This is a genomic window from Arthrobacter sp. efr-133-TYG-120, assembly GCF_030209785.1.
GTDB lineage: Bacteria > Actinomycetota > Actinomycetes > Actinomycetales > Micrococcaceae > Arthrobacter.
Map to the genome: position 1 here is coordinate 1 of NZ_JARVRI010000018.1, position 11365 is coordinate 11365.

Below are 11365 nucleotides of genomic sequence, written 5' to 3' on the forward strand. Positions count from 1 at the left end.
TCCGACCTGGCGGCCGAAGGCTACCAGCACGTTGACGGCGCCATCAGGATGGGCCGCCACAGCGCGAAACGTATCACTGCGGCAGCCAATGAAGCTGCTCAGAAACATCTCGCTGGCGCCAGCAGCTAGCCGGGCTCTTGACTGGTCGATGCTGGCGGCCATGAGAACAGCGATGAAGCGATGCCATTCCAGGTAGAGAGTGGCATCGCTTGACCTCCCGTTACGCGAAAAGAATAAAGGCATGAATCATGACATCTTCTACGACCCCGGAAGCCACTCCGCGGCAGCGCAAGAACCAAGAGCAGAACAGCGGCGCCACGACGCCGGAAAACATCCGTTGCTGATCTGGACGGGCCTCGACTTCGGCGATGTCGTGTCATGGCGGACGTTGGGGAATCGGCACCACGTTGGAACGGTTGAGCAGAGGACTAACGACGGGCTCATGATTTGGATCGGGGATGAGATAAATGAAAGAAAGCTCTTGCATTTTCGTGACTGCCAATTCGTCGCCTTGATCGCACCGGATTCACGCCGATGATGGACCTTTCGTCAAGCTACGGCCGGCTCGGCAATGGGCAGGCGAGCGGTTCAGGGCAGTTTGGCGTGGCGCAGGTACTGGTAGACCGTCTCCCTGCTGGTCCCGTAGTCACGGGCACGGAGGGCTTTGGGAACACCGGTGCGGACAGCTCGGCCGCCCGCTCCGGCGTGAGAGGAAAGGGCAGGCTTTTGCAAGGAAAACGTCCGGAGTGAAGGCTTCGATGGCGACGCCGCCCGTGGGGCCGTGTAGTTCCGCACCGACCTAGATTTACATACGGCGGTCGTGACCTAAATGTGGAAAAGTGTGCATATGGCTGCATTCATTGAAGATTATGCATTGCTGTCGGATCTCCAAACGGGGCCCCTCATATCCCGGAATGGCAGCGTGGACTGGCTCTGTTTCCCGCGTTTTGACTCACCCTCGGTGTTCAGCCGGATCTTGGGCACTGATGACCACGGGCACTGGTTGTTGGCTCCCAGCGAATCAGGCGCTGATGTTGTCGATCGGGTCTATATCGAATCAACATTCGTGCTCCAAACCACATGGAAGGCCAGCGGCGGAAAGGTCCTTGTCACCGACTTCATGCCGCTGGGGGATAACGGCTCGTCCCTTATCCGCCGGGTTACCGGGTTGGAGGGCAGTGTGGATATACACCAGGAACTTCGGATCCGGCCAGGATATGCAACCGTCTTACCCTGGGTGAGTCGCGTCCTCGACAGCGGGCCAACGGCGGCACCAGTCCTGTTGGCCATGGCCGGTCCGGATGCTCTCGCACTGAGGGGACCCCATCTTCCGCATGCCCAGGCGCACGGGCACGAAGGTGAATTCCTCATTTCGAAGGGCGAGCAGCTTGATTTCGAACTAAAGTGGTTCCCCTCGCACCGCCCCTTGCCGGCAGCGACTGACGTTGATGCCGCCCTCGAAGAAGCCACGGACTATTGGAGCCGCTGGGGAAGCCACTGCCGGCAGGACGGGGCCTATGGGGGCGCGGTAAAACGTTCGCTTTTAGTACTGCGGGCCCTCACACATATTGAAACGGGCGGCATCGTCGCAGCGCCCACCACGTCCCTCCCCGAGGATTTCGGCGGCACGCGGAACTGGGACTACCGGTATTGCTGGCTCCGCGACGCGGCTCTGACACTGGAATCGATGCTGACACACGGCTACGAAACCGAGGCACTTCAGTGGCGCAACTGGCTCCTCCGGGCACTTGCCGGGGATCCCGAGCAGATGCAGATCATGTACGGGGTAGGGGGAGAACGGGAACTCCCTGAACGCGAACTCCACCATCTCCCCGGCTATGCCGACTCTAAGCCTGTCCGCATTGGAAATGCCGCAGTGTCGCAGTTCCAGGCTGATGTTGTCGGCGAAGTGATGGTGGCATTGGAAAGACTGCGTATGGCCGGCGGTAAAGAAGACCACTTCTCCTGGGCCCTTCAGAAGGCGCTCCTGGGATTCGTCGAAAAACACATCGATGACAAGGATTTCGGCCTCTGGGAGATGCGCGGCGACGCACAGTACTTCACCCACTCCCGGGTGATGATGTGGGCCGCGTTCAACTGCGGGATCCGGGCGGTACGGGACCACGGACTATCTGGAGATGCCAAGAAATGGGAACATCTCCGCGACCGGCTGCGTAACGAGATCATGCGCGAGGGATTCAACCGAAGCATCGACTCCTTCACCCAGACCTATGGCGGAACGCAAACAGACGCGGCACTGCTGGTTATGCCACAGGTCGGCTTTCTTCCTTATAATGACAAGCACATGCTCGGTACAGTTGCTCGGCTGGAACAGGAACTCCTGACCGACGACGGCTTATTGCTCCGCTACCGAACAGAGAGCGGTGTTGACGGCCTGGCGCCGGGCGAACACCCTTTCCTCGCATGCTCATTCTGGCTTGTTGAACAGTATGCGCGCACGGGTCGACAAGCCGAAGCAAAGACCTTGATGGACAAACTCGTGGGGCTCGCCAACGAGCTCGGCCTGCTGAGCGAAGAGTACGCAACAGACGAAAAGCGGATGGCCGGGAACTATCCCCAAGCGTTCTCACACCTGACCCTGGTAAGGGCAGCAGACGCTATGCATGGGGTCGACCGCCTCTCTCTGGCTGTTGACTTTTTGGAGTTCAGTGGCACGGCGTCGGAGGGGTCAGGATCAGAGTAAGAACAAACTCAGGTACCGGCATCTTTAGGTTGTGAATCAGAGACTTCGTGCCTCGCTTGGAGCGAAGCCTGAGCACATTCTGCATCAGGGATCTACTCCCAATGCAAGTATTGGCCAGTCACTTGTGTGAGAATTGTGTCCAGGCCTTCGGTGGCCGCACAGGGAGCGACTCTTTTCCACGCTGGACGGTAACGGCTGCAGGCACGAAAGCTGCTGCGATTCGTTCAAGGATTGGCGGTTTCACCTGGTCGCGCCTTCTGCGCGCGTGATGCAGGGGAAGATCGCGCAGTGAGGGCGGCGCTGATGCGCTCTGTGCTTGTGAACCACGAGAGTAGCGGCGGGTCGATGGAGCCGATGACGAGGTTCCGAGGGACATTGCGGCAAGGATGTCTTCGTGTAGGGGTTCACGTTGGCCCTGTGGCCTGCGTGTGGTGGATTTGAGTGCGCGACGTCGGGCATGTCGCGGCCGGCGCTGCGGAGCAGTAGTGCACTTGGATCGAGGAGCCAGTCGGAAGAATGCAGTTGTCCGCTCTCAGGTTCGGGCTGGGTGGCGTTCCAATTACAGAGCTGCTCGTCGATGGCGTTGCGTAGGACGACTTCGAAAACGTGCAGGTCTTCGTAGACGGCGCCTGAGAGATCTATGTTCCACCTGTAGAGCCGGATGGCTTCATGCAGGGTTGGTGTTTCTCGGATGTAGGGTGCGAGGCGCTCCGGGCTAATCCTGTGATGAAGGACCAGTTCGATTGGTGTTTGGTGCGCTGCGGCCATAGGACTAAACTGTAGAGGAAGACAGGGGCAGGTTCCCTGCTATGGATTACTGAGGGCCCCGCGGCCAGGCGCTGCGGGGCCCTCAGCCGTTAACTGCGACTGCAAAATAATGGTCGGCGGATGCCTGGCACGAGTCAGCAAGAGTCCGTCAGCCACCTCTCTCTTGCGGGGCAGTGGGCCTCCTCCGCCAAGGGAACCGGAGAATGTCGTAGGTCAGTTTTAGTCTGATGTCAGCCCGCAAGTTGCGGGTCTAACAGCAGGAGGCCTCATGCTCGTAAGTCTGTACTACTCCATCAACCCAAGCGATCCGGACGTCCACCACAAGCACAGTGACTGCTTGAGTGGGAAGCAGATTCCGGCGCACAACAAGCGCCCGGGAACGAACAATTACCCCCTGTGTAAGCACTGCAGGGACAAGTAACACCACGTGGGTGGTAGCGCAGGGCCGGCTACCACCCGCTTGGTCTGCTGCTTCCAATGATTCTTAAGGCACATAGACTCTCTTGGCCCGTATCTGAGCAGCGTCGACAAGACTGGGGAGACCGATGACGTTCCAGGACCCCGGTAAGGATGCGGTCGAATGAGAAGAGGTCGAGCGGATTTGGGCCCTTCAGTCTATGAAGGGCTGCAGGAGGTTGAACCGGCCGTGAAGATCCTGGAAACCATGTGCGCCCCAGGCCCAAAGCTAGTCCGTCATGTCCTCGGGAGAGACGTGAACACTTCCAGCCCTGAAATCCCATGCGTGGCAAAGAAGAACCGCATCAGCTGAATGGGGAACGCGGTTCTCACTGGCGTCAGCTTTGCGATTTGGTGTGTTGACAATGTCAACACACCGGGGCTTCGGACTCGGCCATACATCGATCGGATCGGGTGGGATTCCGCATGTTTCCGGGACTTCCCAGTGTTTACAAGGGCTGGAATGCAGTTCGAGTCCCACCTCGGGCACAGTAGATCCCCTCGTCAGAGGGGTTTTTGCTTTAACGTGTGTACAAAGCTTGTGGTGGCGTCCCTCTGACGCTAAGGTTCGCGGGCTGTGGCCTGGCCGCCGCGATGGCCTAACCAGGTGTGTGGGTGACGGGCTCAGGGTCCTAGCTAGTGGGCCCTCCGCCTGCTGTGGCTCGGTTTATGCGGTTCCTCGTTTCGTCCTGTCGGGTTGGTCGGGGGTGGCCAACACCTATTCATGGTTCAGTGTTGTTGGCACAACATGACGTCGTGGCCTTTGTTGGGAAGTTCTCTTTGAAGGGCTCTCTCAGAACATTAAGAGAGCTGCATGTGCACGCTTTGTCCTCCTAAAGTGGGTGTGGACATTGTCCACACTTACGTCTGATTTAAGGGAGTTGCTCTTGTCGCGTAGGAGCGCGGAAGGGAATTTGGATGACGAGCGGCATGTAGCGCCGTGATTGCACGGGGGAGGGGTCCAACGACCATGAAGATCAGAGTGACAGACAACGAAGCTGCCCTGGGCTTCTGGTCATTCAATAATTGCGGGGGAGCGGGGCACCATCACTAACAGGAGTGGACTGACCCCTGGCACCTGAATGCTTGACGGCAGATGCTGGTGGTGCCTGGCGCTGACGGTGCTGCCGCGCCGCTAACCTGACAAACTCGGCCCTGAAGTTTCACCGATTGGTCGCCTCGGATATTTGCCGAGCTGACATGGTCCGAGGAGTGGCTCTGCCCGACGGATGTCAATACTGCCCTGCCGTGGGCCCTGTCAGAAGTGTCAGGTTTCGCTCTAAGGGCCTTTCCAAGCCAATGTCAGAAAGAAGAATCGACTTCATTCTGACAAGGCCGGGTTTCTGGCCTGACGTCAGCTTAGGCTGTGCTTCCAACTCCCAAAAGCGTTCTCACCCCTCGGATAGATTCAGACGATAGCGCATGTGAAGTACCGCGCCCTGCACATGGGGCTTCCACCGTCGGAACGTTCGAAAGGTGGGAGGGAAAGATGGCATCGCATCTGACAGGGCTTACGCTCGGGACCTCCGATTCGCCATGGCTGACTGCCGCGATGCCTACATTCATGGTGAGAGCGGATGAACCAAGAACGATTCAAGGAGCTTCCGCGTAATCTGAGGCAGTGAGAAGGCGCCGGGTTGGTAGAGGCCTTGGACCTGCAGCCCGTCTGAAAGTGCAACATATGCGCGCGCTGCTTCGATCGGTTCGATTCCAGAACGAAGTTCCCCTTCGGCCTGGGCATCCCTGAACGCCCCTTCCACGTGGCTGAGGATGGCTGCGTAGCGACGCTTGAAATATGCGTTTGCTGGGTGATCTTCTGTCGTCGACTCTGCGGACATCATCGCGAAAAAGCGGGTTACCGATGGGTTGGCTTGATCTCGTTCAGCGACATCAATTAGGCCTTGCAGCAAAGCGACCCCGCTGTTCCCCTCGAAAAACGTCTCCGCTTCAGCATCACGCTGTTCAAAGACGGCTTCCAACAAAGACGTCTTGGTCGGGAAGTGATGGTTTAAGCCGGCAACGCTCATGCCCGCCAAGGACGCGATTTCACCCAACGAGGCATTGAGAAAACCTACCTTGGCGAAGACAACGGACGCGGCGTCCACAATCTGCTGCCGGCGTCGGGCCGTCTTTGCATACTCCCCGCGCCGGGCCGTATTGGTACTCATCCTCTGACGATATCAATTCTTTTATGAAAACCGGAAGATCGTCCGTTTTTCGTGCTACCGTGGCTACCGTGCATGTATCGACCGTCACACCGATACCGTTCAACGTCGAAAGGACGTGCAATGAAGCACAACACAAGCAAGCATTGGGCTGTAGGGGTGGGGCTTTCATGTGCTCTTGCCCTCTCTGCCTGCACCGGAGCTGGCGGGGGAGGAACCGCGCAGGGGCAGACAACCCTTCGTTACGGCTCGGCAGCCGCTCTCAACTCATTTGCCCCTTGGGAAGCGCGTTGGGCAGGTGACGTTGCTTATCTCCAGCCGGTCTATGACACGCTTCTTCGAGCGGATCCGGACGGCAACATACAGCCCGGTTTGGCTGCAACGTGGGACTGGGACGAGACGCTGACCAAACTCACCCTGAAACTGCGTGACGACGTGAAGTTTAGTGATGGCCAGGCGCTAACGGCAGACGTCGCCGCCGGGAACCTTACCCGTTTCCGCGACGGTACCAGCGACAACGCTTCATTCCTGCGCGCTTTGAAGACCGCCGAGGCAGCAGATGAACATACTCTGGTCCTGACACTGTCGGAGCCCGACCCGGCATTCCTCGTCTATCTGTCGCAGAATGCTGGAATCATCGGAAGCCCGTCGATGTGGAACTCTCCTGAGGCCAAGACCACCCCGGTCGGCTCGGGCCCTTACGAACTCAATAAGGAAGAGTCCGTGGTGGGTTCGAAGTACGTCTTTGACAAGAAGGCCGATTATTGGGATTCGGCGTCCGTCCATTACGACGAGATCGTTGTGAACGTCTATGCCGATTCGACGGCGCTTGTTAATGCGCTCAAGAGTGGCCAGCTGGACGTGAGCGCATCAAACACACCTACCCAGATCCCTGACGCCAAGGCTTCCGGCTACGAAGCAAACCTTACTGAGTTGAACTGGGCCGGGTTCTTGCTGGTCGACCGAGAAGGAAAAGCTAACCCGGCCCTTGGGGACGTCCGCGTTCGCCGGGCCATCAACCACGCTCTTGACCGCGATGGACTTGTACAAGCTCTCGCTGCTGGATATGCCACGCCAACAACCCAAATCTTTTCCTCCAGCAGCGACGCCTACATTGCCGACCTCGACGAACGCTATCCGTACGACCCGGACAAGGCTAAGAAGCTTCTCGCTGAGGCAGGCTACCCGGAGGGCTTTACTCTGGCCATGCCGCGGAACAATTTCGTGCCCGAGTCCGAATTTGCTGTCTACGCCGAACAGCTCGGAGCGGTCGAGATCAAGGTCCAATGGGAGCAAACCGGAGACGACCTTTTCCCGAAGATGCTGGGCGGCACTTGGTCGGCGTTCCCGTTCCAGCTGCAGTCTGACCCGACTGCATGGCAAACGCTGCAGTTCGCCGTACTGCCATCCGCGACATGGAACCCATTCCACGTCGCGAACGACGAATTGTCGGCACTGGCCGCGAAACTGCAGACGGCGAAGGGCGAGGATGCTGCGTCTGCCGCCAAGCAGGTAAACGAGTGGATCGTGGACCAGGCTTGGTTCGCGCCCAGTTACCGTCTCCAGAGCGCATTCTTCAGCGACGCGGACACGAAGGTCGTCATGCAGGATGACAACATCGCGCCTTACCTCTGGAACATCGAGCCCAAAAAATGATCGCCGGGGCGGGTGTGATGTTACGCCCGCCCCGACCCGGACGGGACCCCCATGATTGCTTTCATCTTTCGTCGGCTCGGAGCCGGCATCGTCACTGTCGCGACCCTCTGCGCACTAGCTTTCTTTCTGCTTTACCTGGGCGCGACCGACACGGCACGTAACATCGTTGGCCAGTCGGCGTCCGCTGAGACCCTAGCTCGCAAGGCCGCCGAGCTCGGCATCGACAAACCGCTGATCGTACAATTCGGCGATTGGCTGGGGCAGGTTATCGTCGGCGACCTAGGCCGGTCGTGGTTCACCGGCGAACCGGTTTTGCAGACGCTCGCAGTGCGCGTGCCGGTTACGCTTTCGATCACCATCGGCGCAACGCTGGTGTCCGGCATTCTGGCGGTCCTACTAGGCGCCCTCGCTGCCGGGCAGCGGGGCTGGTTGGACCGCACCATTCAGATCGCGGCGGTCATCGCTGCTGCCGTGCCCGGTTTTCTCTTCGCCCTTGCCCTGGCCACGGTTTTCGGTCTTATCCTTCGCTGGTTGCCTGCCACTGGCTACATCTCTGCTTCGGAGTCCATCACAGGCTGGTTGTCGACAGTCACGCTACCGATAATCGCCCTTTCGATCGGGGCGACAGCCGGAGTGGCCCAGCAGGTACGCGGCTCGATGATTGACGTACTCAGAATGGATTACGTGCGCACCCTTCGCTCCCGCGGCATTCCCACACACCGGGTGGTATACGGCCATGTACTGCGCAACGCTGCCGGGCCCGCTCTGGGGGTCCTTGGCTTGCAGTTCGTGGTCGTCTTCGGCGGTGCCGTGATCATCGAACAGGTCTTCTCGCTCCCCGGAATCGGACAGACAGCGGTAAAAGCCACCACACAGGGGGACCTTCCCGTCGTCATGGGCGTCGTCATTGTCACCGCCGTGCTCGTTGTTCTCGTCAATCTCGCCATCGACCTCCTGCAGGGCTGGCTTAACCCCAAGGTGCGACTCTCATGAGCGAAGTTTTGGCTAGTCCCGTACCTCAGGGCCCTGCGCAAGTACGGCGCGGACTCTTCCGCCGACTCATGCGCAACCCCATCGGCATGATCGCCATCGTGTATCTGGTGTTGCTGGCGCTTGTCGCTGTTGCGGGTCCGTTAATGATTCCGTTCGATCCCAACGAGGCGAAATTATCCAACGTCCTCGCTGGTCCGGGTGACGGGCACGTCCTCGGGAGCGACAGTGCTGGTCGTGACGTGTTCTCACGACTCGTAGTTGCCAGTTCCGTCAGCCTGGGTGGGGCGCTGTTGACCGTGGCCATCGCTGCGCTCGTAGGCGTCCCGGCGGGCCTGATTGCTGGTTACTACGGAGGTTGGTTTGATACCGCAGCCGCTTGGGTTTCCGGACTCCTGATGGCTCTGCCGGCGCTTGTTGTCTTGCTTGCAGTCCGCGCTGTGGTCGGCCCATCCATGTGGCTGGTGATGGCAATTCTCGGGGTGCTCATTTCACCCTCGTTTTACCGTGTTGTTTCCGGCTCGGTCCGAGCGGTGCGGGAGGAACTCTACATTGATGCAGCGAAAGTGGCAGGTCTCAGCGATGCCCGGATCATCGGCCGTCACGTGCTCACGGCTGTTCGCGCCCCCGCTGTGCTTCTGGTGGCCGGCATCTTCGCCGTCGGTGTTGGCATCCAGGCAATCCTGGATTTCCTTGGCCTCGGCGACCCGTCCCTGCCCACTTGGGGAGGAATGCTGGGTGAGGGTTTCTACAATATTTTCCGCGCTCCCTGGCTCATGCTCTGGCCCAGCCTTGCAATCGGAATTACCTGCATCGCACTGACCCTGCTCGGTACAGCGCTGCGGGACGAACTAGAGCTCACCGGTGACCGGGCATCCAGAGCCCGCGCCCCCTGGGTCCCGCTCCAACCGCGCCCGGCCCCACCGGTCGTCCATGGAAACCCCGGCTCTGAGCCGCCCCTGCTAAAAATTACAGACCTTGCTGTGGCGTATCCCTCGGAAAACCAATGGACCACGGTCGTTGATGGAGTTTCACTCACCATTGCTCCTGGCGAAGTCCACGCCCTTATTGGCGAGTCCGGGTCAGGCAAGACACAGACGGCATGGGCCACGCTGGGTCTCCTGCCCGAGGGCGGCCGGGTTGTTTCCGGATCCATCCAACTCGACGGGGAAGAACTTACATCAAAAGGTGCCCAGGAGCTCGCTCAATTGCGGGGTCGGCGCATCGCCTACATCCCCCAGGAGCCTCTCTCAAACCTTGACCCGTCCTACACCATCGGCTTTCAGCTCATGGAACCCATGCGGGTCGTTGGAAAAATGTCGAAAGACCAGGCGCGACGGCGGGCTCTGGAACTGCTGGACCGGGTAGGTATTGTCGACCCGGAACGGACGATGAAATCCTACCCGCACCAGATTTCAGGCGGAATGGCGCAAAGAATTCTGATCGCCGGAGCGATTTCCTGTAACCCTTCACTAATCATTGCCGATGAACCCACGACAGCACTTGACGTTACCGTCCAGGCGGAGGTGCTCGAGGTCTTGCGTGAACTTCAAGCTGATTTGCAGGTTGCTGTCTTGCTGGTCACCCATAACTTCGGTGTGGTCGCGGATCTCGCCGACCGGGTCTCGGTCATGCGCGCCGGAACCGTTGTCGAGTCCGGAACCGTTGCCGACGTGTTCGCCAGCCCGAAGCATCCCTATACGCAGGGACTGTTCGAGGCGGTTCTTGATCACGCCCCCACCCGACAGATCTGGACATCGAAAACGGAGGCCCGACAGTGAGTTTGCTGGATATTCAGGACGTCTCGGTCACATATCCCCGGCGTGGTTGGCGAAAGCCCCCCTTCCAGGCCCTGCATCAGGTATCACTTGACGTCCGTGAAGGCGAAACGGTCGGCTTGGTCGGTGAATCCGGTTCCGGAAAGTCGACCCTGGGCCGGGCCGTCCTCGGACTTGCACCCGTAAGCGGAGGAAAGATCCTCTTCGACGGGCATGACCTCGCCCAAGCCAGCACCCAAGAACGCCGAAAGCTTGCATCAGGGATTCAAGTCGTCTTTCAAGACCCTTACTCCTCGCTCAGCCCATCGTTGACAGTCGGTGAGACTCTTGCCGAGCCGTTGCGGGTGCGTAATGTCAGCCGGGGAGATGCAAATGCGCGGATAGCGGAAGCCCTGGACCTTGTCCGCCTTCCGTTCAACGCCATCCAGCGGCTTCCACGCGAGTTTTCCGGCGGGCAGCGGCAACGAATTGCCATTGCACGTGCCCTCGTTCTGGAACCACGCCTCATCGTCTGTGACGAACCTGTCTCAGCCCTGGACCTGACCACGCAGTCGCTCGTCCTTCAACTCTTCCTTGAGGTTCAGGAGCGCACCGGCGTTTCCTACCTGTTCATTTCCCACGACTTATCGGTTGTGCGGGTAATGAGCCACCGCGTTGCAGTCATGCGCGGCGGAAAGATCCTCGAGAGCGGGACAGCCGACGAAGTCACCTCCAACTCGAGGCATCCCTATACGCAGCAACTCCTACTCGCGGCACCTGTAGCCGACCCGGCGCTCCAATCGGCCCGCCGCACCGCGTACTTTCAAACTCTGAACACCCGGCAAGCAGCCGGAGAAATGGTTTAACCC

6 protein-coding genes and 1 pseudogene are annotated in these 11365 nt (G+C 59.4%); 5 read left to right on the forward strand and 2 right to left on the reverse strand.

Features of this window, described 5'->3' with window-relative positions; genetic code table 11:
- Positions 1-588 precede the first annotated feature (588 nt).
- Positions 589-710, reverse strand: a pseudogene (locus tag QRN51_RS12140) (recombinase family protein); the annotation flags it as partial.
- Positions 711-829: 119 nt separating this feature from the next.
- Between QRN51_RS12140 and QRN51_RS12145 the strand changes: the two are divergent.
- A complete protein-coding gene (locus tag QRN51_RS12145) occupies positions 830-2704 on the forward strand; it encodes a glycoside hydrolase family 15 protein (RefSeq protein ID WP_284990099.1) in 1875 nt (624 codons plus the stop codon).
- Between the two features lie 2786 nt (positions 2705-5490).
- Here the strand turns inward: QRN51_RS12145 and QRN51_RS12150 are convergent.
- Positions 5491-6096 carry a TetR/AcrR family transcriptional regulator gene (locus QRN51_RS12150; RefSeq protein ID WP_284990100.1) on the reverse strand — a complete coding sequence of 202 codons (606 nt, stop codon included), beginning with the start codon at positions 6094-6096 and terminating at the stop codon, positions 5491-5493.
- 120 nt (positions 6097-6216) lie between these two features.
- Between QRN51_RS12150 and QRN51_RS12155 the strand changes: the two genes are divergently transcribed.
- The 4 genes from QRN51_RS12155 to QRN51_RS12170 are packed head-to-tail and all read left to right on the forward strand — an operon-like array spanning position 6217 to position 11362.
- Positions 6217-7749, forward strand: coding sequence for an ABC transporter substrate-binding protein (locus tag QRN51_RS12155; protein WP_284990101.1), 1533 nt, complete (start codon positions 6217-6219; stop codon positions 7747-7749).
- Positions 7750-7800: 51 nt separating this feature from the next.
- Positions 7801-8742, forward strand: coding sequence for an ABC transporter permease (locus tag QRN51_RS12160; RefSeq protein ID WP_284990102.1), 942 nt, complete (start codon positions 7801-7803; stop codon positions 8740-8742).
- Positions 8739-10520 carry a dipeptide/oligopeptide/nickel ABC transporter permease/ATP-binding protein gene (locus tag QRN51_RS12165; RefSeq protein ID WP_284990103.1) on the forward strand — a complete coding sequence of 594 codons (1782 nt, stop codon included), beginning with the start codon at positions 8739-8741 and terminating at the stop codon, positions 10518-10520. The genes QRN51_RS12160 and QRN51_RS12165 overlap by 4 nt, the downstream gene beginning before the upstream one ends.
- Positions 10517-11362, forward strand: coding sequence for an ATP-binding cassette domain-containing protein (locus tag QRN51_RS12170; protein ID WP_284990104.1), 846 nt, complete (start codon positions 10517-10519; stop codon positions 11360-11362). The genes QRN51_RS12165 and QRN51_RS12170 overlap by 4 nt, the downstream gene beginning before the upstream one ends.
- Positions 11363-11365 lie beyond the last annotated feature (3 nt).

What these genes read in the sequence shown, in the direction of transcription:
- QRN51_RS12145 (WP_284990099.1), top strand. Translation starts at nt 830, where the DNA reads ATGTGGAAAAGTGTGCATATGGCTGCATTCATTGAAGATTATGCATTG.
- QRN51_RS12150 (WP_284990100.1), bottom strand. Translation starts at nt 6,096, where the DNA reads ATGAGTACCAATACGGCCCGGCGCGGGGAGTATGCAAAGACGGCCCGA.
- QRN51_RS12155 (WP_284990101.1), top strand. Translation starts at nt 6,217, where the DNA reads ATGAAGCACAACACAAGCAAGCATTGGGCTGTAGGGGTGGGGCTTTCA.
- QRN51_RS12160 (WP_284990102.1), top strand. Translation starts at nt 7,801, where the DNA reads ATGATTGCTTTCATCTTTCGTCGGCTCGGAGCCGGCATCGTCACTGTC.
- QRN51_RS12165 (WP_284990103.1), top strand. Translation starts at nt 8,739, where the DNA reads ATGAGCGAAGTTTTGGCTAGTCCCGTACCTCAGGGCCCTGCGCAAGTA.